The organism is Azospirillum sp. BE72, from assembly GCF_031455875.1.
Classification (GTDB): domain Bacteria; phylum Pseudomonadota; class Alphaproteobacteria; order Azospirillales; family Azospirillaceae; genus Azospirillum.
In genome coordinates, this window is the sequence record NZ_JAVDTO010000001.1 from 36,503 (window position 1) to 57,701 (window position 21,199).

General features: G+C 63.1%; 21 protein-coding genes and 1 tRNA gene. 15 read left to right on the plus strand and 7 right to left on the minus strand.

What is annotated here, in order from left to right; translation table 11 throughout:
* Positions 1-41: 41 nt before the first annotated feature.
* Both J2Y49_RS00200 and J2Y49_RS00205 read left to right on the plus strand, forming a co-directional pair.
* On the plus strand, positions 42-737 hold the full coding sequence (locus J2Y49_RS00200; protein WP_310110682.1) for an EI24 domain-containing protein: 696 nt from the start codon (positions 42-44) through the stop codon (positions 735-737).
* 107 nt (positions 738-844) lie between these two features.
* On the plus strand, positions 845-1,729 hold the full coding sequence (locus tag J2Y49_RS00205) for a polymer-forming cytoskeletal protein (protein WP_310110684.1): 885 nt from the start codon (positions 845-847) through the stop codon (positions 1,727-1,729).
* A gap of 82 nt (positions 1,730-1,811) precedes the next feature.
* On the opposite strand, the gene nth is transcribed toward J2Y49_RS00205, so the two are convergent.
* Positions 1,812-2,447, minus strand: a complete 636-nt coding sequence (nth, locus tag J2Y49_RS00210) for an endonuclease III (protein WP_310110687.1) — start codon at positions 2,445-2,447, stop codon at positions 1,812-1,814.
* A gap of 282 nt (positions 2,448-2,729) precedes the next feature.
* On the opposite strand from nth, the gene J2Y49_RS00215 reads away from it, so the two are divergent.
* Both J2Y49_RS00215 and J2Y49_RS00220 read left to right on the plus strand, forming a co-directional pair.
* On the plus strand, positions 2,730-3,206 hold the full coding sequence (locus J2Y49_RS00215) for a hypothetical protein (RefSeq protein WP_310110689.1): 477 nt from the start codon (positions 2,730-2,732) through the stop codon (positions 3,204-3,206).
* 94 nt (positions 3,207-3,300) lie between these two features.
* Positions 3,301-3,906 carry a DUF2244 domain-containing protein gene (locus J2Y49_RS00220; RefSeq protein WP_310110692.1) on the plus strand — a complete coding sequence of 202 codons (606 nt, stop codon included), beginning with the start codon at positions 3,301-3,303 and terminating at the stop codon, positions 3,904-3,906.
* Between the two features lie 128 nt (positions 3,907-4,034).
* Here the strand turns inward: J2Y49_RS00220 and J2Y49_RS00225 are convergent, their stop codons facing one another.
* On the minus strand, positions 4,035-6,263 hold the full coding sequence (locus J2Y49_RS00225) for a mechanosensitive ion channel domain-containing protein (RefSeq protein ID WP_310110695.1): 2,229 nt from the start codon (positions 6,261-6,263) through the stop codon (positions 4,035-4,037).
* 343 nt (positions 6,264-6,606) lie between these two features.
* Here J2Y49_RS00225 and J2Y49_RS00230 point away from each other — a divergent pair, with 343 nt between their 5' ends.
* The 3 genes from J2Y49_RS00230 to J2Y49_RS00240 all read left to right on the plus strand — a co-directional run bounded on the left by J2Y49_RS00230 (position 6,607) and on the right by J2Y49_RS00240 (position 8,905).
* Complete coding sequence (locus tag J2Y49_RS00230; protein WP_310110697.1) at positions 6,607-7,320, plus strand: sulfite oxidase-like oxidoreductase; 714 nt, start codon at positions 6,607-6,609, stop codon at positions 7,318-7,320.
* Between the two features lie 72 nt (positions 7,321-7,392).
* Positions 7,393-7,469, plus strand: a tRNA-Arg gene (locus tag J2Y49_RS00235).
* A gap of 266 nt (positions 7,470-7,735) precedes the next feature.
* Positions 7,736-8,905 carry a TIR domain-containing protein gene (locus J2Y49_RS00240; protein ID WP_310110699.1) on the plus strand — a complete coding sequence of 390 codons (1,170 nt, stop codon included), beginning with the start codon at positions 7,736-7,738 and terminating at the stop codon, positions 8,903-8,905.
* A gap of 8 nt (positions 8,906-8,913) precedes the next feature.
* Here J2Y49_RS00240 and J2Y49_RS00245 read toward each other — a convergent pair whose 3' ends face one another.
* On the minus strand, positions 8,914-9,468 hold the full coding sequence (locus J2Y49_RS00245; protein WP_310110702.1) for a recombinase family protein: 555 nt from the start codon (positions 9,466-9,468) through the stop codon (positions 8,914-8,916).
* A 792-nt stretch (positions 9,469-10,260) separates the two neighbouring features.
* Between J2Y49_RS00245 and J2Y49_RS00250 the strand changes: the two genes are divergently transcribed.
* Positions 10,261-10,938 (plus strand): hypothetical protein, encoded by a 678-nt coding sequence (locus tag J2Y49_RS00250; protein WP_310110704.1) that lies wholly within the window; start codon positions 10,261-10,263, stop codon positions 10,936-10,938.
* Positions 10,935-11,132: a hypothetical protein gene (locus tag J2Y49_RS00255; RefSeq protein WP_310110706.1), complete on the plus strand. Its 198-nt coding sequence runs from the start codon at positions 10,935-10,937 to the stop codon at positions 11,130-11,132. Before J2Y49_RS00250 ends, J2Y49_RS00255 begins: the two co-directional genes overlap by 4 nt.
* A gap of 22 nt (positions 11,133-11,154) precedes the next feature.
* On the opposite strand, the gene J2Y49_RS00260 is transcribed toward J2Y49_RS00255, so the two are convergent.
* Entirely contained in the window at positions 11,155-12,741 is a 1,587-nt protein-coding gene (locus J2Y49_RS00260) for a site-specific integrase (protein WP_310110708.1), read from the minus strand.
* Positions 12,742-12,957: 216 nt separating this feature from the next.
* On the opposite strand from J2Y49_RS00260, the gene J2Y49_RS00265 reads away from it, so the two are divergent.
* Positions 12,958-13,494, plus strand: a complete 537-nt coding sequence (locus J2Y49_RS00265) for a hypothetical protein (RefSeq protein WP_310110710.1) — start codon at positions 12,958-12,960, stop codon at positions 13,492-13,494.
* 67 nt (positions 13,495-13,561) lie between these two features.
* Here J2Y49_RS00265 and ybaK read toward each other — a convergent pair whose 3' ends face one another.
* From ybaK to apaG, 3 genes are all read right to left on the minus strand, one after another.
* Complete coding sequence (ybaK, locus tag J2Y49_RS00270; RefSeq protein ID WP_310110711.1) at positions 13,562-14,044, minus strand: Cys-tRNA(Pro) deacylase; 483 nt, start codon at positions 14,042-14,044, stop codon at positions 13,562-13,564.
* Positions 14,045-14,132: 88 nt separating this feature from the next.
* Positions 14,133-14,759 carry a GTP cyclohydrolase I FolE gene (folE, locus tag J2Y49_RS00275; RefSeq protein WP_409017792.1) on the minus strand — a complete coding sequence of 209 codons (627 nt, stop codon included), beginning with the start codon at positions 14,757-14,759 and terminating at the stop codon, positions 14,133-14,135.
* A gap of 442 nt (positions 14,760-15,201) precedes the next feature.
* Entirely contained in the window at positions 15,202-15,594 is a 393-nt protein-coding gene (apaG, locus tag J2Y49_RS00280; protein ID WP_149223700.1) for a Co2+/Mg2+ efflux protein ApaG, read from the minus strand.
* 467 nt (positions 15,595-16,061) lie between these two features.
* Between apaG and J2Y49_RS00285 the strand changes: the two genes are divergently transcribed.
* The 5 genes from J2Y49_RS00285 (at position 16,062) to J2Y49_RS00305 (ending at position 20,915) form a co-directional block, all read left to right on the plus strand.
* A complete protein-coding gene (locus J2Y49_RS00285) occupies positions 16,062-16,766 on the plus strand; it encodes an N-acetyltransferase (protein ID WP_310110715.1) in 705 nt (234 codons plus the stop codon).
* Between the two features lie 192 nt (positions 16,767-16,958).
* Positions 16,959-18,353: a tRNA (N6-isopentenyl adenosine(37)-C2)-methylthiotransferase MiaB gene (gene miaB / locus J2Y49_RS00290; protein ID WP_310110719.1), complete on the plus strand. Its 1,395-nt coding sequence runs from the start codon at positions 16,959-16,961 to the stop codon at positions 18,351-18,353.
* On the plus strand, positions 18,350-19,459 hold the full coding sequence (locus tag J2Y49_RS00295; RefSeq protein WP_310110723.1) for a PhoH family protein: 1,110 nt from the start codon (positions 18,350-18,352) through the stop codon (positions 19,457-19,459). Before miaB ends, J2Y49_RS00295 begins: the two co-directional genes overlap by 4 nt.
* The gene (ybeY, locus tag J2Y49_RS00300; RefSeq protein ID WP_310110725.1) at positions 19,456-19,962 is read left to right on the plus strand and encodes an rRNA maturation RNase YbeY; all 507 of its coding nucleotides are present in this window, start codon (positions 19,456-19,458) and stop codon (positions 19,960-19,962) included. The genes J2Y49_RS00295 and ybeY overlap by 4 nt, the downstream gene beginning before the upstream one ends.
* Positions 19,959-20,915 carry a hemolysin family protein gene (locus J2Y49_RS00305; RefSeq protein ID WP_194913336.1) on the plus strand — a complete coding sequence of 319 codons (957 nt, stop codon included), beginning with the start codon at positions 19,959-19,961 and terminating at the stop codon, positions 20,913-20,915. Before ybeY ends, J2Y49_RS00305 begins: the two co-directional genes overlap by 4 nt.
* Positions 20,916-21,199: the final 284 nt, after the last annotated feature.

A 21,199-nucleotide genomic window follows, 5' to 3' on the forward strand; every position in this document is an offset into this window, starting at 1 on the left:
GGCGGCCGCGCGCCCTTCCCCCACCGCCTCACGGACCGCCGATGATCCGCGCCCTTCTGCTCGCCTTCTCCCAGCTGACCGATCCCCGCGTGCGCCGGGTGGTGTGGACCGGCATGTTCGTCTCGGCGCTCGCCTATGCGTTGCTGGCCGGCGGGACGTGGTGGGCGCTGTCGGTGACGCCGCTCAGCGGCTATGTCTGGCTCGACACCATCATCGATCTGCTGGGCGGGCTGGGGGTTCTGGTGGTGGCTTGGCTGCTGTTTCCGGCCACCGTCGGGATGGTGTCGAGCTTCTTCCTGGACGAGGTTGTCGAACGGGTGGAGGCGCGCCACTATCCCGCCCTGCCCGCGCCGCGCCAGGCAGGCTGGCTCGAGGAACTGGCGACGGCGCTGCGTTTCCTGATCCTGGTTCTGGCGATCAACCTGGTGGCGCTGCCGATCTACATCTTCGCGCCGGGCCTGAACCTGATCGTCTTCTACACCGTCAACGGCTATCTGCTGGGCCGGGAGTATTTCGAGATGGTCGCCCACCGGCGGCTGGACCGGACGTCGGCGCGGATGCTGCGGCGGGCCCGGCCGCTGAAACCTTTTTTGGCCGGGGTCGCCATCGCCTTTCTTTCGACAATCCCCTTCGTCAATTTGCTGGTCCCGGTCGTCGCCAGCGCCTTCATGGTTCATGTCCTACAGTCCATGTCGGCTCCCCTTGCGGCGGGCCGGACGACCGTGATACGCCGCTAGGCGGCACGGCCGCACACCGTCGCCTGCCCGGCGGCGCCCTTCCGGCACCGGGCCTCCAGCCCTCCGGCCCATCCCGCCACCCGTAGTCCAGATTGGGGGAACCGCTCATGCTGTTCGGACGAAAGACTCCGCCCGCCGCTCCCAAGGCCGACAGCCCCGCCCCACCGCAGCCGGGTGCCCGTCCGTACGCACCGGGCGAGGCCGGCGCCGTCTCGTCGCCGCTCGCCTCGCTGAACAATCCGGTTCCCGGCCAAATCCCGGGGCACATGCCCGGACAGATGCAGGGCGGCGACCCGACGTCCGCAGTCGCGGCCGGCGCCGCCGCACCCAGCATGGCCCACGCTCTGGCCGATGCGCAGCACGCCGCACCGGCTTATCCCGATATGCCTTCCGCCTCGAAGGGACCCGACATGAACAGCATTCCCAAGCCCCCGAGCGCGCCGTCCGTGCCCGGCGCCGGTTTCAAGACCGATGTGCCGCGCCGCGTCGTCGACATGCCGGGCTCGTCCCCGCGCCAGCCGTCCATCCCCGTCGGCACCCCGGCGGCCCCGGTCGCCGCCGCACCGGTTCCGCCCGCCCCGGTCGCCCCGGCCATGCCGGAGCAGCGCCGCCTGACCGTCGGCCGCGACATCTCCCTGACCGGCGAGATCGGGTCCTGCGACGTGCTGGTGGTCGAGGGCACGGTGGAGGCCAAGCTGCGCGAGGGCCGTCTGGTCGAGATCGCGGAGTCCGGCCTGTTCAGGGGCTCGGTCGACATCGAGGAGGCCGACATCGCCGGCCGGTTCGAGGGTGACATCGCCGTCCGCGGCCGTCTCACCGTGCGCTCCACCGGCAAGATCACCGGGTCGATCCGCTTCGGCGAGCTGGCGGTCGATGCCGGCGGCCAGCTGATCGGCGACATCCAGATCTACGGCGCGGGCACCAAGCCGGCCGCCGCCCCGGTCACGGCCCCGGCGCCGATCGAGCAGGCCCCGACGGCCGAAGCGGTCTGAACCGCTCCAGACGCAAAAAAGCCCGGCTGGCTCCCGCCATGCCGGGCTTTTTCGTGCCTCGACTTCGTTTATGGGCCGCGGGTCAGGCGATGACCTTGTCCTTGAAGGTGCAGAGGTCGGCCACCGGGCAGATCGGGCAATCGGGCTTGCGGGCCTTGCAGACATAGCGGCCATGCAGGATCAACCAATGGTGGGCATGGCGGCGGTAGAGCTTCGGCACCGCCTTCAGCAACTTGGCCTCCACCGCGTCCGGCGTCTTGCCGGGAGCAAGCCCGGTGCGGTTGCCGACGCGGAAGATATGGGTGTCGACCGCGATGGTCTCCTCCCCGAAGGCGACGTTCAGGACGACGTTGGCGGTCTTGCGGCCGACGCCGGGAAGCTGTTCCAACGCCTCGCGGTCGCGCGGCACCTCGCCGCCATGGCGTTCGATCAGCAGTTCCGACAGGCGGATGACGTTCTTGGCCTTGGTGTTGAACAGGCCGATCGTCTTGATGTGGTGGCGCAGCCCTTCCTCGCCCAGCGCCACCATCTGTTCGGGCGTGGTGACGATTTTGAACAGCGGGCCGGTCGCCTTGTTCACGCCGACGTCGGTCGCCTGGGCCGACAGGACGACGGCGACCAGCAGCGTGTAAGGATTGACGTATTCCAGCTCGCTCCGGGGTTCCGGGTTGGCGGCGGACAGGCGGCGGAAGAATTCCTGGACGGCGGCGGGCTTCATGGCAGCCACCATAGCCGCAACGGCCGGGGTTGCGCCAGAGCCGGGGGGAGCAGGTGCCGGGATGCGGCGAACCGACCCAAACTGCAGCGCTGCATCGCAGATTGCGACAGAAATGGAGAGAAATCACGCCAATCCAACAGAATTCGTCGCAGGAATGGCGCTTCTCCCCGGATCCGGCGGTGGCGTATGATTTGCTGGTCGGCAAGACACCGGCCGAACGCCTGTGCTTGAACCACGGATCTTCCTGGTTGTATTGCTCGGTCCGGATAAGGGTATATGAATATGACCGCCACTTATCTTGTAGAAGTCAGGGATTGGGGACTGCACGTCCGGTTGCAGGGATCGCTGTCGATCGACCAGCGCGATGCCGTCGCCCGTCAGGTGGAGGTGCAGTGCGCCAACCTGGGCAGCCGCGGCACGCCATGGAGCAGCCTGATCGAGTTCGATCGTTTCGAAATCGACGACTTCCGGCCCGAGATCGTCGTCGCCCTGATGAAGCTGGCTCGACGCTGTGGCCAGCTGCGCTGCGCGGTGGTGATGACCGACTGGCATTGGGCCTCGGTGATGGCCGATGCGATGATCGCCGCCGGCACCGACGATCAGGCACGGATCTTCGTTCAGGCGGCAGGCGACGCCGCAGATGCGCTGGAGGAGGCATCCGCCGACGGGATGCCGGCCGGCGATTTCGCCAAGATGGACAGCGCCATGGCCTGGGTGCTGCACGGCGGCGTGGTGCCGATGGTGTCGAAAGCGGCATAACCCCGCCGTTCCAACACTTAATCGGCACTTAATCGGCGGATCGCTTTTCAACGGGCGGTTTTCAGCGGCGCAACGCTCGTCTAATATTGCCGCCATGCCCATCGACATCTCCGACTCCCGGCCCGGCGACCAGCCCCACGGCCGGCCGGACGGTCAGGCCGGCGACGCTCTCCAGGGGGATCACGCCGGCAGCGGTCCCGTGCGCGTGTTTTTCGACGCCATCCTCCACCCCCACCGCAGCCTGGGCCGCAACGGCTATCGGGTGCTGATGGCGGTGGTGATCCTGCTGAATCTGGTCGTCGCCGCCATCTTCATCGCCCACGGCGCCTGGCCGGTGGTCCCCTTCTGCGGGCTGGACGTTCTGGCGCTGTGGCTTGCCTTCCGCGTCAGCTACCGCTCCGCCCGCCAGTATGAGCGGGTGCGGCTGACCGAAACCTCCCTGACGGTGCAGCGGGTTCACTGGAAGGCGCCGGAGCGGCGCTGGTCCTTCCATCCCTATTGGCTGCGGATCACCCACAACGAGCGCGCCGACCACGACAGCCGCGGTCCGGCCGGTCAGGTCACGCTGAGTTCGCACGGCCAGTCGGTGGGCGTCGGCAGCTTCCTGTCACCGGCCGAGCGGTCCAGCTTTGCCCGCGCGCTGGACGACGCACTGCGCAGCTGGCGCCGCCCGCCCTGCCCGCCGGCACCGGCGGAGTAAGGATGGCACCACGGCGAAGACGGCAATGAAAACGCCCGGCAGAGCCGGGCGTTTTCCTTTGCGTACAGTCGGAGCCTTGCCCCTCACGACCCCTGCCCTCACGACCCCTGCCCTCACGACCCCTGCCCTCACGACCCCTGGCTGAGCGCCTCCGCCAGCGCGCGGTCTTGCGGGTTATGGCCGACGACCAGCTGCATCGACTGGGTCGGCATGGCGATGCCAAGCTCGTCGAACTTCTTCTTCAGCAGGCGGTTGAACTCGCGGCTCACCCCCCACTGGCGGGTCGGACGGGTCTTGAACTGGGCCAGGATGTTGATGCCGGTGTCGGACAGCTTGTCGACGCCCAGCACCTCCAGCGGGTTCAGGATGTCGGCGGCGAACTGCGGCTGGGCCTGCACCTCGGCACCCGTCTCCTTCAGCACGGAGATGATGCGGTCGGGATCCTCGCGGTTGGACACCGTGACGGTGAACAGCGTGACCGAGAAGTCCTTGCTCATGTTCTTCACGGTGGTCACGGCGCTGAACGGCACGGAGTGGACGGCGCCGGCGCCGTCGCGCAGGCGGATGGAGCGGATCGAGATCGCCTCCACCGTGCCGGAATGGCCGCCGCCGACATCGACCACGTCGCCGACCGACACCGTGTCCTCGAACAGGATGAACAGGCCGGTGATGATGTCCTTGACCAGCGTCTGCGATCCGAAACCGATGGCCAGACCGACGACACCGGCACCGGCCAGCAGCGGCGCGATGTTCACGCCCAGTTCCGACAGGGTGATCAGCGACACCATCGTCACCAGCAGGATCAGGAAGGCGTTGCGCAGCAGCGGCAGCAGCGTGCGCATGCGGGCGCTGCGTTCGATCCGGGTGCCGTTCTTGTCGGTGGCACGCAGCAGATGCTCGATCAGCGCGCTCACCACCTCCCAGGCGACGATGGCGCCGGCCAGCAGCAGGCCGATGGAGATGGCACTGCCGACGATGCGGCGGCCGGCGGCGGATTCGACCAGCCCCAGCGTGTCGACGCCCCAGCCGTTCAGCGCAACGCCCAGCGCCACCAGCCAGATGATGATCTTGCCGATGCGCTGGACGATGGGAAGATAATGGAAGGCGCGGGTGTGCAGCTGCGGCAGGTTGCCGGCCAGGTCGCGGTTCATGGTCAGGCCGCGGCGCAGCGCCCGGTTCAGCCCGCCCACCAGCAGCCGCGCCACCACCACCGCCGCCACCGTCACCAGGGTGCCGCGGGAGAGATACTCGAAGCCGCCATAGACGTTCAGCACCCAGACGCCCAACGTCACCACGACATAGAGGATGGCAAGGACGTGCCAGATCTCGGCGAAGCGGCGGCGTGCGGTGCGCAGGACCGCCCCCTGCCCTTCCGCCTCGCGCCGGGCAGTGGCCAGCGGGTCGCCGTCGCCTGACAGCGGGTTGCCGCGCATCCAGTCGGCCACGGCAACGCGGTTCTGCAGGATCAGCACGATCGTCATGGCGGCGAGCACCACGCCCAGCAGCTTCAGCAGCGCGCCGTAGGCGCCCAGCGGCAGGCCCAGCACATAGGCGCCCTCCGCCAGGAAGTAACCATAGACGGCGACCGCGATCAGGCGGCGCGACCAGACGTAGCAGCGGCGCGCCCCGGCGTCGCTGGTCTGGACGATCCGCAGGTTGGGGGCGTCGGGAGCGAAGGTCATCCGCACCAGGATCAGCAGCGCCTGGGTGATGACCGTGGCGTTCACCACCGCCAGCGCCACCAGCCGCACGCGCGGCGCCGGTTCGGTCACCGAAAGGATGGTGTAGGCGACGACGATGAAGCCGACGATCGGCGCCAGTTCCAGCACCGCACGGCCGAGCAGCATGGGAATGCGCAGCAGGGCGGAACCGACATGGCGGGCGGCCAGCGCATTGCGCGGCCGGGCGAGCAGCCAGGCGATGCCGCGGGCGGCCACGGCGCCGATGCCGAGGATCATCGCCAGCTGAATGGCGATCTGTACCCAGCGCTCGCGCGCCATATCGTCCTGCACCTGCCGCTGCACCCAGGACAGGGCCCCCGGCAGGTCGGCGAAGACGTTGGCGACCTGCACCAGCTGGCGGCTGACGACGTCCATCCGCGCCGCCAGGAAGGCCAGCGCCCGGGCTCCCATGGTCTGCGGCAGCGCCGATTCGCCCTCCGCCTCCTTGGCCTGGGCCAGCCCGCGCTGGGCGGTGATCAGGTTGCGCAGCTGCGTGACCAGCTGCGACCGGGCGTCCTGGTTCTCCAGCGTGCCGACCAGTGCCTCCAGCTGCTGCACGGTCGCCTCGTCCACCACCACCGGGGCCGCAGCCGCAGGTGCGGCGGGTGCCGGAGCAGTGGGTGCAGCGCCGGGCACGGGGGAAGCCGCCAGCGCGGCCGTCCCCGCTCCGGAAAGCAGGGATGCAAGCAGCAGAACGGCGAGGCCACGTGACAGGAATAGACGCCAAGCGCGTGCGAAGAGAGATGCGGCGGGCGCTGCGAACCGGATCATCGGCAAATCACTCGGGTGGTCTCGGATATGGGCGGCAGAGAACGGCAGCGGGACACGGCCGGCCGGCACCCTGGCGTGGAACTGTGGCTCCAATATGCCGGGTTTCGGGAAGTTAGTTCTCCCGCTTCCGCTTGCCAACCCGACTGTCTGTTCCTTTTTTAAGCGGGACCCCTGCCGGACGATCCGGACACGCAGAAGAGGACGAGCCATGAGCGATACACCCCCCAAACCGGACATGAGCACCGGATTGGAACCGGGCCGGGAGGTCGAACAGGAGGGTGCCGTCCGCGACAAGCTGGTTGCCGTCAAGGAGCAATGGGCCCGCGACGGCCGTGCGCTGACCGGCCATGCCGCCGACCCGGCGCGCGACCGGTTGCCGCCCGGCCAGCGGCTGGTCACGGACTGGCCGGTGCTTGACCTGGGCATCACGCCCAAGGTGACGACCGCCAACTGGACGCTGGCGGTCGACGGGCTGGTGGAGAACCCGCTGTCCTGGACCTGGGAGGATTTCCAGGCCCAGCCGCAGGAGAGTTTCGTCTCCGACATCCACTGCGTCACCACCTGGTCGCGCTACGACAACCGGTGGGAGGGCGTCAGCGCCCGCCGCCTGCTGGAACTGGCCCGGCCGAAGCCGGAGGCGCGCTTCGTCGTCTTCCATTCCTTCGACGGCTACACCACCAACGTCGCCCTGTCCGACTTCAATGACGACGGCGTGCTGCTCGCCACGACCTGGGAAGGCCAGCCGATCAGCCGCGACCATGGCGGGCCGGTGCGCATCGTGCTGCCCAAGCTGTATTTCTGGAAGAGCGCGAAGTGGGTGAAGCGGATCGAGCTGCTGGCCGGCGACCACAAAGGCTATTGGGAGGTCCGCGGCTACAACAACCACGCCGACCCGTGGCTGGAGGAGCGCTATTCCGACTGACGCCGTGACGCGGCTCTTCCCCCAAAAGCCACTTTCACCTTGGCAACGAAACCGTTAAGGTGCGGCGCAAGTGGCCCCGTAGCTCATCAGGATAGAGCGCGAGTTTCCTAAACTTGAGGCAGCAGGTTCGAGTCCTGCCGGGGTCACCATTTACAAAATAGTCCTATTTTTCAATAACTTGGCTGCCAAATGTCGCTGGTTCATGGCACACCGAAATGGCACATTGGATGGCACATTGTGTGGCACGCTGCCATATGTATGCTTGTGATGTGATCAGGCTTGCAGTCCAAGTAAATGCACTTGATACGGGCAGCCAACACCACCTAAACAGTGTCCAGTTGATTTGAAATCAATCTTTGACGGGTGAACGCTGTTAACTACCCACTGAAATGATACTGGAGACTGGTATTTAATTATGACCGATAATCCTAAAGTATTTATTAGCTATGCAAGCCCTGATCAGGAGCGCGTACTTCCATACTATGAATTCCTTATTCGGAATGGTTTCAACGTATGGATGGACTGTAAAGAACTTCATCCAGGACAGAACTGGGATTACGAAATAAAAAGGGCGTTTTCGTCTGCTAAATTCATTGTTCTGTTCCTGTCAGAGAACATGGTGGATCGTCGTGGTTATATCCAACGTGAGCTTCGTCTAGCGCTGGATAAACGCATGGAGTCATTGATCGACGATATTTACATCATTCCTGTTCTTCTCGACAGGATCGATGTTCCTGAACAAATCAAGGACATCCAATACGTCGATGCTACCGAACCCACATGTAAGCAACGAATTGCCGGTGCGCTTAATTTCCAGTTAAAGCGCATGGGGCTAGTAAAGATAGAAAATAATGTTGATAAAGAAATTTCATGGAGTAAAGAAAACTTTCGAGAGGTTTGGGACGGCATTCCAGGTTACGAAATAGACGCGGAATTCGTCAAACTATCTTCTAATGAATACAACAGTGTACACGAGGTTGGAGAGTTTATAAGAGGTTATCTTCTGAGATTGATATTTTCTTATAGGGCTTACAAACTTCAACAGGACTCAAACCTTTTTAACCTTGTCCAGAAGAAATGGTCAAGGACGAACACGCTTGCTGCCTATTGTCAAGATCCAGTAATTACCGGAAGGATTATAAGCATTTGCTACAATATCTATGCCTACGGAGCGGGGGCTGCACATCCAAATAGCACAATTAAGTGCTTCAATTTCCATTTAAATCCTCTAGTTCCAATTAATGATCCTGATGATATTTTTTTAGATCCTGATGAAGCTTTCCCTGTTATTCAGAACATTGTTAGAAAGAACATCCGTCCATTAAGGCTGGATGGAGAAACTGTTGCAGTTGATGCAGAAGATAATGGTTCTCAATACCAATCTGAAGATTGGATCAATTCAGGAACAAGAGACTGGGATTGCTACAGCATTTTTACTTTTTTGGATGGGAAAATCAGGTTCCTATTCCCTCCATATCAGGTTGGTCCCTACGCTGAAGGACCTTATTATTCTGACGTTCCAATTTTGGACATTAAGGCGATTATAAAGAATGATCTTCTTTACGCGCTAAATATGTGGTATTAGACATAGCATCATATCTTCGAGAGGATGCGATAAACAGAGGCTCTTCCTATTTCGAGCTTTCTGGCTATGTCTGCTGCCCCAAATCCTTGTTTTTTCAGTTCATGTATTTGCTCTGACTTTGCTCTTGCGGTTGGTTTTCTTCCTTTGTACTTACCGTAGGCCTTCGCCCTCGCGATACCTTCGCGCTGACGTTCGAGCATGATCTCCCGTTCAAACTCCGCCACGCCGCCGAGCATAGTCAGCATCAGCTTGCCGGTGGGCGTGCCAGTGTCGATGCCCATGTTCATGATGCGCAGAGACGCACCCTTGCCCTTCAATGTGTCGAGGATCGTCATCAGGTGCGCCACGGAACGTGCCAGACGGTCGAGCTTCGTCACCACCAGGGTATCGCCTTCCCGGATGAACTCCAGTGCCAGCGCAAGCTGTTCGCGACTCGCTACGTCAACGGATGACACTTGTTCCTGAAAGAGCTTGTCACAGCCTGCGACTTGAAGGTCGCGGACCTGTGCCTCAATGCCCGCCTTCTGATCCAGGGTGCTGGTGCGAGCGTAGCCGATCAACATGGCGCTATCCTCCCCAACTGTCTCAATGAACCTTTAGACGTTATCGCCTCTCCGTCTCAAATTTGTCAAATCCATTCTATTGGGACGCCTTGAGCGTTGGCGTGACACGTCTCGCACGACCTCGCTTCAATGAGACAGATGTCGGTATCAGAACTGCGGACAACGGCTGGATTGATCCCGGAACCCGCACGCGGATAGCTGGGATATAGGTATGTTGATTTTGTTGAAAGCGGGTCATCGGGACCGTTTGCGGACGACATTAGGCACCACCGGCCACCAGGGCCATACCCCCGGTCCCCCATAGCGTATACGTAGCTTCCAGCGGTTACCCGTTTCAGGTTGTTACCAAGGCATTCACCAACGCTTTGGGTAGATCCGCATCAACACGGTGGGTTGGTAAATTCTCACTCGTTCGGCGTTACCAAGACCAACCCGTTGAACGGGTTCCAGTCTTCCTTCCGCTTCTACGTATGCTCTAGCGCGCGGCCTTCATCCGTACGATTTCGTTACCATCCCGGTTTTCCGCAAAAAACATGCCTGCTCCCCTTGAAACGGGGTCTCGCAATTCCTATATATCTGTCCGTCTGCCGATTAAGGCGGATTCCCCTGATACTGCGTCCGAAACGTTGACGATTTTTGCCCTGCGTTAGCCGGGAAGATCGTTGCAAAACAGCACGTTATTGTCCGCGCTGCCGCCGGTACAGTATTAAGATCAATCCGTATTGTTGTTTATACCCATCCCCACGGCATACCCGTGCGGGATACACTGCCTTTTGCAACACAAGGAATTTAATGGCCCCTGTTAAGACCGATGCAATCAGCATCGACGCTATGATTTCGCTCGTAAATGCTTTCGCATACGCCGAATACACTGGTACCCCGTTTACTGTCTACTTCGCTGTTGCGTGGTCCAAGACGCATAATTGGACCGATGACCAACTTGCCGACAAGCAAGAGGCTTTCGCCCGTAAGCTGCGCAAGTGGTTGTCTGCAAGGAACATCCCTGTCGCCTATGCCTACGTTGGTGAAATTGGCGGGAAGGTTGGCGTTCATACGAACGTTGCCGTCCACATTCCGAAAACGTTTTTCAAGGAGTTTCAAAACTGCCTGGATAGCCTCGTTCCCGGCTTCGTCGGCATTCCCTGCACCACAAAGCTGTTCGAAGATCGACGTTTGGAACTGCCGAAGTTCCACTATCACCCGAATCAGCGCCTCGGTTCGCTGAAATATACGCTCAAAGGCCTTGATCCGGATGCATCGTTCAACGCCGATGGAAAGCGGGTGAAATGGTGTGACGCCATCGGCATTCGTCCAAAGCCGCAAGGCGTCATAGTTGGTCGTCGTACAGGCGCCTCCCACACGCTTGGAAACGTTGCCAGGGCAAAGGCAGGCTGGACTGAAAGAACGTCACCAGCCGCCATTGCAGCGGCACTGACGCCCTTTCCCAAGCGCAAGGGAGGTGCGGAATGAACTACCGCAACCTCCGCAGTGTCATCATGGCTCCGCCGAAGGCACGTCGCTACTCGCCTACCCGGAATGGACCGGATGGAACGCCCTTCTTCCAGCCCATCACGGATGAACTGGAAGCCGCCATCGACCGCCTTCAGATCGCTGGCAGGCTTTACGGTGACATGACCCCGCCAGGGTATATGGACATACGCTGAAAAACGTTTTTGGGGTCGAGGGTCATTCTCCCTCGACTCCGAAACGAACCTTGTCGATAGCCGCTTTCATGCTGGGGATGGAGTGCTTGCCGTAGTTCCTCCCCACATGGCTGCTCTTATGTCCCGTAAAGCGGTCGTGCGTGTCTTCATCAAGCCCTGCTGTACGACATGCGCTCTTGAAGGTGTGCCGCAGAGAGTGAAAGGTCTTCGACTTGTCGGTGATACCTGCCCTGTCGATGGCTCTGTTCAAGCGTTGTGATGCAGCAGCAGCCCTTCCGCTGAATAGCGCACCCTCTGTCGGGAAAAAATCTTTAATGCCATCAAGGATTAGCTGTTGGTGTATGGGTACCTTCCGGTATGAGCTTGCGGTCTTCAAGCTTTTTTCACCTTCATCGGTGAGGTTAAAGTAAAGTGTTCCACTTTCTACCTGAACATCGTCTGCTGTCATCTGATGAATTTCGCCAAGCCTCGCCCCAGTGTATAGGCCAATACGGAACAGCCACCAATCTTCTGAATATTTCGTCAAGGCCCCGAATATTGAATTAAGCTCTTCAGGCGTAAAATCGTCTCGCCGTTTACTGTCTTTAGGGGGCGAGAACGTGACCTCCTGAAACGGGTTAACCTGAACGCGACTGTTTCCCTTCGCCGTCTTGAAGATCGTATTAAGAAGCGTCCAAGATTTTGCTTTAGTAGCCGATGCTTGATCAAGACCGATCAGATGGTTCTTGAAAGCAAGAACATGATCCTTCGTAACGTCACTGTATGGGAGAGGGCCGTTGATCTGCTCGAAGAGCCTGATTGCTTTCTTCGCCTCGACTACCGTCTTCTCTTTAACATCCTTCTCCTTCTTCCAGTCTTCCATCAAGGATAGAAGTCCAATATCTTTCCTACGAAGGTCGTCACTAGACCGAGCTTCAATGGCAACCTTCTTCGCCCGCAGGGTCTTTTCTTCAGTGTCAATTAGGCCAATCAAAAACTCCCGGACACGAGGAACAAATCTCTCCGGAATGACAAACACTGGTGCTCCATCCTCGTAATGTCCGATGACAAAGCTTGTGTTTTTAGTACGCTCATGGCGGTTCTGCGCAATGGCTTCTTCGATCAGAGGCAATACATTTTCAACCGTGTCTTCTTCATCAATGATCGCTTGTTCCATCGCACTTCGGATGAGCATTTCCTTGGTTGCTGGCGATAGGATTTCCTGCCGTTCCTCTACCAGCGCTACGGCTTCTTCGTATGTCGGTGTCCGTCGGCGGTGATGGTCACCGTTCTCCATAACGTCGATCATATCAAGCGCAGTCGAGTTGACCGCCCTGACAGCCTCTACAAACGCCGGAGATGCGAGGAATTGCTTCTCTGCTGCTGCCCTACGTGCGAACTCTTCAAGCTCATCAGCGGCCTTCCTACGGGCAGCACGGACCTTTTCGAACTCGGCATCCAGTTCAGCCAACTTGATATGCAGCAGGCGTTCTGCCTCCCGCTTGTCCTGGGTGCCAAGGGAACCGCGAATGTCTCGTTTGGAAAAGTCGGCAAGAACGTCATTGGGAACGACCTTGCGGTACCACCAGTAGCCTTGCCGCTGGTACAGGTGCTTGACAGGCTTTGCCATTGGAGCGCTCGAAGTGGCACATGAGAATGGCACATTTGTACCACGATCCAGCCAGAGCTACCAGCACATCCAGCATTTTCAAGGCATGCAGATTGAAAAGTGAACCCCTCCTGCCGGGGTCACCACTTCCGTATTTTTCGCACTGTGCAGTCGGAAGCGCGACCGAACGTCACGCGCCCCCGTGACGAACGCGGCGGCATGTTCCGCGGAGAACCGTTGTCCGGTTACAACCTTCGTACGGAGCGGCACGAGGAACGCGGGGCGGCTGTGAAGTTTTCCAGGGCTGCGATGGCATGGGTAGAGGCGGTTGCGGACCTGGAGCCGTCGGCCATCGCCAATCACTCCATGACCGCAGGTTTCTTCGGCTTCGGTGTCGACCGGACGCTCATCCTTGACTTGATCGACAAGGTGGCATCCGAAGACAAGGAGAACGTCGCGCTTCGTGCGCTCGTCGTTTACACTGACATCTATCGCGCGCTGGGCACTTGGTTGGGATACGAATTCACTGGTGGGGTCGTGCCCAACGACTTACGCTCGCTCGTGGCGGCGCTGGCGCAGGAGACCGGTCATGACATCCGCAGGATCTTCCACAGACTTGACCACGAAGCCAATCCGGAAAAGCGCCTCGGGAAAGCGGGGTTCGACGATGCTTCGTGGAAAGCGGATATCCGGAACATCCGCCAAAAGGAAGCCGAATGGCGAGCAGCCCGATCCGGTTCAGGAGTTGGTCGAGGTGGTTCTGTCCCCGCGTGACCGCAGTGTCTGCGATGTCGTTCTGAATACATGGGCGGCGGAGGACTGAATCCGGAGCATGCCGGACTTAATGTGCCACGATGGCGCAGACCGCCGCCTTCGTGGCCTTCGCCAGATCGGCGGGCGCCAGCACGATCTGCAGGCCGCGCCTGCCGCCATTCACCACCATTTCCGGCAGCGCTTCGGCGCTCGCGTCGATGAAGGTCGGCAGCGCCTTCTTCTGGCCCAGCGGGCTGATGCCGCCGACCAGGAAGCCGGTGGTCTTTTCCGCCAGCACCGGATCGGCGAGGTCGGCCTTCTTCGCCTTGGCCGCGGCGGCGATGGCCTTCAAATCCAGCTTGGCCGCCACCGGAATGACGGCGCAGGCCAGCGCCTTGGGCTCCAGCTGGACGATCAGGGTCTTGTAGACGATGGCGGGGTCGAGCCCGAGCGATTCGGCCGCGTGCATGCCGATGGCGTCGGCCGACGGATCGTATTCGTACTCCATCAGCCGGAAGGCGACACCCGCCGCCTTCGCCGCGTTGACCGCCGGTGTCACCTTCGCCGCCATGCCCAACACCCCGTATACAGCACCGCCCACTGACAGATAGCGGCGGGAGCTTGGCAGGCGGCGTTGTGGGTGTAAAGCCCTCTGGACCTCACTCCATCCCGCGCGAGGACGGGTTGCCGATCATCGTCAGGAATTCGCGGCGGGTGGAGGGGTCGGTGCGGAAGGCGCCCAGCATGCGGCTGGTCACCATGGTCACGCCGGTCTTGTGCACGCCGCGGGTGGTCATGCACTGGTGCTGCGCCTCGACCACGACGGCGACGCCTTCGGGCTGAAGGACCTCGTCGATGGTGTTGGCGATCTGGGCGGTCATCTTCTCCTGGATCTGCAGGCGCTTGCCATAGGCCTCGACCAGCCGCGCCAGCTTGGAGATGCCGACGACGCGGCGGCGCGGCAGATAGGCGACATGCGCCTTGCCGATGATCGGCACCATGTGGTGCTCGCAGTAGGACTCCACCCGGATGTCGCGCAGCACGACCATCTCGTCGTAGCCGTCGGTCTCCTCGAAGGTGCGCGACAGGATTTCCACCGGGTCGATGCCGTAGCCGGCGAAGAACTCCTCGTAGGAGCGGACGACGCGGTCGGGCGTGCCGACCAGACCTTCGCGCCCCGGATCGTCGCCGGCCCAGCGGATCAGGGTCCGCACGGCTTCCTCCGCTTCCGCGCGCGACGGACGGGCGACCGCCTCAGGCAGGGGACGGCCGGGGCCGCGAAGCACGTTGTCCACGCCCTGGGGCTTGGCGAGCGGGGTCTTGGAAGCCGTCACGGGAACATCCTTTCCGTTACTGGGTAGCGCCCTGCGCAGACCGGCGGCGGCAACCGGGGCCGGGATCGCGCAACGCGCCCATCATGTCTAGCTCGATACGGAACCTGAGCCTCGGCGGATCAACCGGACGGCTGACAGGACGAAAGGACCCATTCTGCGAACGGAGTGGCCGCACCTGCCCCGCTTCGGTCGCCTGCGCCTTCCGGAAGCCCCAAGATGGGACGGGTCCTATGGCCTTCAAGCATGAAGCAAGGTACGGGCAGCCATGCGGCTTGTCAAAGCCAAGTGTTGAAAGCCTCTAAATCCACACACATTCTATTGTATTATTTGCCTGCTTTGAATTTCCATGATCGGCCTTGCCGGGTTCGCCTTGCCCGGTTCCACCTTGCCCGGATCAGTTCAGCTGCATCGGCTGGTGCGGGCTGTCGAGCGAGAAAGCCGGGATCGTCACGTCGAAGGCGCGGCCGTCCGCCCCTTCCATGCCATAGGTGCCGGCCATGATGCCGGACGGCGTGCCGAGCGGCGTGCCGCTGGTGTATTCGAAATGGTCGCCCGGCTCCAGGACCGGCTGCTCGCCGACCACGCCGGGGCCCCGCACCTCCTGCACGCGGCCCATGGCGTCGGTGATGCGCCAGTGGCGGGTGCGCAGCTGCACCGTCTCACTGCCCTCGTTCTCGATGCGGACGTGATAGGCCCAGACGAAGCGGCCCTCGGCCGGGGCCGACTGGTCTTCCAGGAACACGGGCTGGACGGTGACGCGGATGTCGTTGGTGACGGCGGTGTACATGTCTGGCGATCCTGGCAGACGATCCGAAGACGGCGCCGGCCGAAAAAGGGCCGGCGGCCGGGGAGTCCGGGTGGCTGGGCGGCGGTTCAGCGCAGAATAAAGTCGCCCTTCCCCACTGTCCAGAACCCGGCCGGACAATCCTCCGACATCCCTGTCCCGGGCCCGCATTGTGATTGATACAGTCATGCATCATCGGCTGGTCTCCACGGTCTTGCGACGGGGGGGCGACGATGATATATGCGCAAGTCCCAGCAACGGCCGAAGAGCCTTGTCCATGTCTCGTTCGCACGCCCTTCGCATCCGACGACGGAGCCTCGCACCGCGCATCGCGGTTGCGGCCGTCCTTGGGTCGCGTGCGAACGCCAAAGGCACAACGGGGACCTGACACCCCCGGCCTTCCGGCGGCGGCGCGATCCGCCCTTCAGAAGCCTTCTGAGAAGACCTTCTTCCCGCCGGGAGCCCCACGCATGATCATCACCGTCGAAGAGCCGAAGCACGCCGCCGCCATCGAAGCCCTGCTGGACGCGTCGTTCGGCCCGGACCGCTTCACCAAGACCGCCTACCGGCTGCGCGACGGCGTCGACTCCATCCCCGCCCTGAACCTCGTCGCCATCGAGCATGACGAGCATGGGCGCGAGGTGGTGGTGGGCACCATCCGCTACTGGCCGATCCTGGTCGGCGGAGCCACCCGGTCCATCCTGCTCGGCCCCATCGCGGTCGCCGCCCACCTGCAGGGCAGCGGGCTGGGCAGCAAGCTGATCCGGATGAGCCTGAACAAGGCGGTGGCGCTGGGCCACACGTCGGTGATCCTGGTCGGCGACGCCCCCTATTACGAGCGGTTCGGCTTCTCCCGCGCCCTGACGCTGGGCATGGAGATGCCGGGTCCGGTGGACATGAACCGGCTGCTGGGCCTGGAACTGGTCGAGGGCGCGCTGTCGGGTGCCGCCGGCATGATCGGCAAGCCGGAACCGGCCGATGTCCAGGACTCCGCCATCGGCACCACTCCGGTGCTGATGCAGACCCTCGACATGCCGGCCGGCATCCAGACGGGAGACACCCCCGTCCCTTTCAGCGCCCTGTTCAGCCGGACGGCGGCGGAGCGAATCTGGACTGACCGCGTGCGGCGGACCGACTGGTTCTGGCGCGGCGGGCTGCAGGCCGGGGCGGCGTGAGCATTTGGGCCCTTGGTTCGGATTGCGGAAGCACCCTGTTTGCAAATAGGGGTGGGGCGAAGCGGGATTGACTCGATTCGCCCCACACGCGATACCATCTTTTCAGGAGCGACGCCGGACGGACGGCGTGCCGCGCGCCACGCAGCATCGTGAGCGCGCTATTCGTTTTTGTTCTGAGCGGAAGGGTGCGGGTTGACCAAGAAGCTGTTCATCAAGACCTGGGGCTGCCAGATGAACGTGTACGACTCTGCCCGGATGGCGGACGTCCTGGCACCGCTGGGCTACCAACCGGTCGATGAGCCGGACGGCGCCGACATGGTGATCCTGAACACCTGCCACATCCGCGAGAAGGCGGCCGAGAAGGTCTTCTCCGAACTCGGCCGGCTGCGCCAGATGAAGGAGCGCAAGGCGGAGGCCGAGGACGGCCGGATGATCCTGGCGGTCGCCGGCTGCGTCGCCCAGGCCGAAGGCGAGGAGATCGTCGCCCGCGCCCCCTTCGTCGACATGGTCTTCGGCCCGCAGACCTACCACACCCTGCCGGAGATGGTGGCGAAGGCCAGCCGCGCCGCCGGCAGCGTGCTGAACACCGATTTCCCGGCCGAATCCAAGTTCGACTTCCTGCCGGAGGAAGCCGGCAGCCAAGGCGTGTCCGCCTTCCTGGCGGTGCAGGAGGGTTGCGACAAGTTCTGCACCTTCTGCGTGGTGCCCTACACCCGCGGCGCGGAGTTCTCCCGCCCCGCCGACCAGATCGTCGCGGAAGCGAAACGGCTTGTCGCCGGCGGCACGCGCGAGATCAACCTGCTGGGCCAGAACGTCAACGCCTGGCACGGCGACGGACCGGACGGCACCACCTGGGGTCTCGGGCGGCTGGTCCGCGAACTGGCGGAGATCGACGGGCTGGAGCGCATCCGCTACACCACCTCGCATCCCCGCGACATGGCCGACGACCTGATCCGCGCCCATGCCGAGGTGCCGCAGCTGATGCCTTACCTGCATCTGCCGGTGCAGGCGGGATCGGACCGCATCCTGGCGGCGATGAACCGCAAGCACACCGCCGACGACTATCGCCGTCTGGTGGACCGGCTGCGCGCCGCCAAGCCCGATCTGGCGATGTCCGGCGACTTCATCGTAGGCTTCCCCGGCGAGAGCGACGCCGATTTTGCCGCGACGCTGAAGCTGGTCACCGAGATCGGCTATGCCCAGGCCTACTCCTTCAAATACAGCCCGCGCCCCGGCACCCCGGCTTCGGTCGAGGGATCCCAGGTGCCGGAAGAGGTGAAGGAGGCACGGCTGGCGGCGCTGCATCAGCTGCTGAACGCCCAACAGGTCGCCTTCAACCACAGCTTCGTCGGCCGTAGCGTCCCGGTGCTGTTCGACCGGATCGGCCGCCGCGATGGCCAACTGCTGGGCCGCAGCCCGTGGATGCAGTCGGTCCATGCCGAGGCGAACGAGCGGCTGCTCGGCCGCATCGTCGAGGTGCGGGTCGATGCCGCGCTGGCCAACAGCCTTGCCGGCACCGTCGTGACCGGCGAGTACATCACCGCCTCTCCCTTCCAGCCTGCCGTAACCTTGGAGGCAAGCGCTTGAACGGTCTGCCCGAACGGCGTATCGACGTTCAATTCGATGACAACCGTCTTCTACCGATGCTGTACGGGGAGCATGACCGCCACCTCGCCCGGATCGAATCCCTTCTGGGCGTGTCGCTGATCTCGCGCGGCAACACCCTGACCATCTCCGGCCCGCCCGACGCCGCCGAGACGGCGCAGGCGGCGCTGAACGGTCTGTACCAGCGGCTGACCCGCGGCCAGACCATCGATGGCGGCGAGGTCGACGGCGCCGTCCGCATGGCGACCGCCGATGCCGGGTTCGCAGGCGTGGCTTCCGGGGAAGAGCCGCGCTCACCTGCTCCGCAGGCGACCATCACCCGTGCCGAGATCGCGCTGCGCACCCGCCGACGCGGTCCGATCACGCCGCGTTCGCCCACCCAGGCCGCCTATCTGCAGGCACTCGCCGAGAGCGAGCTGGTCTTCGGGCTCGGTCCGGCCGGCACCGGCAAGACCTATCTGGCGGTGGCGCAGGCAGTGGCGCTGCTGACCACCGGTCAGGTCGACCGCATCGTGCTGTCGCGCCCGGCGGTGGAGGCGGGCGAGCGTCTGGGCTTCCTGCCCGGCGACCTGAAGGAAAAGGTCGATCCTTACCTGCGTCCGCTCTATGACGCGCTGCACGACATGCTGCCGGCGGAACAGGTGAAGAAGCGGCTGGAATCCGGCGAGATCGAGATCGCGCCGCTGGCTTTCATGCGTGGCCGCACGCTGGGCAACGCCTTCGTCATCCTGGACGAGGCGCAGAACACCACGCCCATGCAGATGAAGATGTTCCTGACCCGTCTCGGCGAAGGCGGGCGGATGGTCGTCACCGGCGACATCTCGCAGATCGACCTGCCGTCGGGCACCCGGTCCGGCCTGCGCGACGCGCTCGACATCCTTGGCGGGGTGGAGGGCGTGCGCTTCGTCCGCTTCACCGACGCCGACGTCGTCCGCCATCCGATGGTGGCCCGCATCATCCGCGCCTACGATCAGGCCGATGTCCGCGAGGCCGCGCGCAAGCAGGCCCGCCGCGCCAACCCCAAATCCGAGTATTCCGAACCCGGAACGATCGACCGCGAGGCAGGTATCGTTGGGGAGGAGCAATGACCAGCGCGGTTGATATCACTGTTTCACGTGAAGCCGGCGACTGGGCCGAGGATGCCGAGTGGCTGGCCGAGCGCGCGGCGCTCGCCGCACTGGGCGCCGCCTATGACGACGAGGAAGGACCGGCCGAGCTGTCGGTCGTCCTGGCCGACGACGCGCTGGTCCACAGGCTGAACCGTGAGTATCGCGGCAAGGACAAGCCGACCAACGTGCTGTCCTTCGCCCTGACCGAAGCGGAGGAGCCGGAAGCGCAAGACGGCGTGCCCGTCATGCTGGGCGACGTCATCCTGGCCTATGAAACGGTCGCCCGCGAAGCCTCCGAACAGCGGAAAAACTTCAAAGACCACATGACTCACCTTGTGATGCATGGTGTTCTGCATCTGCTGGGCTATGATCACGAGACGGACGACGAGGCCGAGGAGATGGAAGCGCTGGAAACCCGGTTGCTCGCCAGCTTCGGAATCGCCGACCCCTATGCCGCCAACCACCAACCGCCGGACCGATGAGCGAAATATCCGACAGTCGCACGCCCCGTGATGACCACGGGGCCGAAGACCATTCCCTGGGCCACCTGTTCAAGGGGTGGCTCCGCACCGTCTGGGGCGGCCGCGAGGATACATCCCTGCGCGGCACGATCGAGGAACTGATCGCAGGCCTGGACGATGCCGCCAGCGAGGACGGCGAGGATTCGCTGGGATCCGGCGAGCGTGCGCTGCTGACCAACATCCTGAAGCTGCGCGACCGCACCGTCGCCGACGTGATGGTGCCGCGCGCCGACATCATCGCGGTCGAGATCGACACGCCCTTCCCCACCCTGGTCCAGCGCGTCGCCGAGGAAGGCCATTCCCGCCTGCCGGTGTTCCGCGAGACGTTGGACGACGTGGTCGGCATCATCCACATCAAGGATGTGCTGACCCTGCTGGCGAAACAGGCGATCTCGCCGGAGGGCCTGCGCCACAGGCCGGACCTGACCGGTATCATCCGCGAGGCGAAGATCGTCGCCCCTTCCATGCATGTGCTCGACCTGCTGGTGCAGATGCGCCAGACCCGCCAGCACATGGCGCTGGTGGTGGACGAGTTCGGCGGCATCGACGGCCTCGTCACCATCGAGGATCTGGTGGAGGAGATCGTCGGCGAGATCGAGGACGAGCATGACGAGACCGCGGCGCCGCGGCTCGTCGAACGCCCCGACGGCAGCCTGATCGCCGACGCCCGCCTGCCCATCGAGGATTTCGAGCACCGCGTCGGCCCGGTCCTGTCCGAGGAGGAGCGCGAGGACATCGACACGCTCGGCGGTCTGGTCGTCTCCATCGCCGGCCGCGTCCCCGGCCTGGGCGAGCGGCTGGTCCACCCCTCCGGCCTGGAGTTCGAGATCGTCGATGCCGACTCCCGCCGCCTGAAGCGCCTGCGCGTCCACAACGTCCCGGCCAACAGTTCGGAGTTGGCGGAGACGGCGTAGCGTCTCCGGCGGTTGCCCCCACCTGCCCCTCCCCCGCTCTCAGCGGTCGTACGGTCCGCCTGCCGCGTCAGCACAAAGCGAAGCTTTGTGCGGGAGTTGGGCGGAGGAGGGAACAAGTGCTTGTTCGGAAAGGCGGCGGCAGCCCCTCCCCCGCCCAGCTCTCGCACAAAGCAGAGCTTTGTGCTGACGCGGCAGGCGGACCGTAGGTCCGCTGAGAGCGGGGGAGGATAGGTGGGGGTCTAACTTCTCTCACTCCACAACCCAGCCACGCCCACAAGCACCTT

Coding starts and splice junctions, on each gene's coding strand:
- J2Y49_RS00200 (WP_310110682.1), top strand. CDS start 42: ATGATCCGCGCCCTTCTGCTCGCCTTCTCCCAGCTGACCGATCCCCGC.
- J2Y49_RS00205 (WP_310110684.1), top strand. CDS start 845: ATGCTGTTCGGACGAAAGACTCCGCCCGCCGCTCCCAAGGCCGACAGC.
- nth (WP_310110687.1), bottom strand. CDS start 2,447: ATGAAGCCCGCCGCCGTCCAGGAATTCTTCCGCCGCCTGTCCGCCGCC.
- J2Y49_RS00215 (WP_310110689.1), top strand. CDS start 2,730: ATGACCGCCACTTATCTTGTAGAAGTCAGGGATTGGGGACTGCACGTC.
- J2Y49_RS00220 (WP_310110692.1), top strand. CDS start 3,301: ATGCCCATCGACATCTCCGACTCCCGGCCCGGCGACCAGCCCCACGGC.
- J2Y49_RS00230 (WP_310110697.1), top strand. CDS start 6,607: ATGAGCGATACACCCCCCAAACCGGACATGAGCACCGGATTGGAACCG.
- J2Y49_RS00240 (WP_310110699.1), top strand. CDS start 7,736: ATGACCGATAATCCTAAAGTATTTATTAGCTATGCAAGCCCTGATCAG.
- J2Y49_RS00245 (WP_310110702.1), bottom strand. CDS start 9,468: ATGTTGATCGGCTACGCTCGCACCAGCACCCTGGATCAGAAGGCGGGC.
- J2Y49_RS00250 (WP_310110704.1), top strand. CDS start 10,261: ATGGCCCCTGTTAAGACCGATGCAATCAGCATCGACGCTATGATTTCG.
- J2Y49_RS00255 (WP_310110706.1), top strand. CDS start 10,935: ATGAACTACCGCAACCTCCGCAGTGTCATCATGGCTCCGCCGAAGGCA.
- J2Y49_RS00260 (WP_310110708.1), bottom strand. CDS start 12,741: ATGGCAAAGCCTGTCAAGCACCTGTACCAGCGGCAAGGCTACTGGTGG.
- ybaK (WP_310110711.1), bottom strand. CDS start 14,044: ATGGCGGCGAAGGTGACACCGGCGGTCAACGCGGCGAAGGCGGCGGGT.
- apaG (WP_149223700.1), bottom strand. CDS start 15,594: ATGTACACCGCCGTCACCAACGACATCCGCGTCACCGTCCAGCCCGTG.
- J2Y49_RS00285 (WP_310110715.1), top strand. CDS start 16,062: ATGATCATCACCGTCGAAGAGCCGAAGCACGCCGCCGCCATCGAAGCC.
- ybeY (WP_310110725.1), top strand. CDS start 19,456: ATGACCAGCGCGGTTGATATCACTGTTTCACGTGAAGCCGGCGACTGG.
- J2Y49_RS00305 (WP_194913336.1), top strand. CDS start 19,959: ATGAGCGAAATATCCGACAGTCGCACGCCCCGTGATGACCACGGGGCC.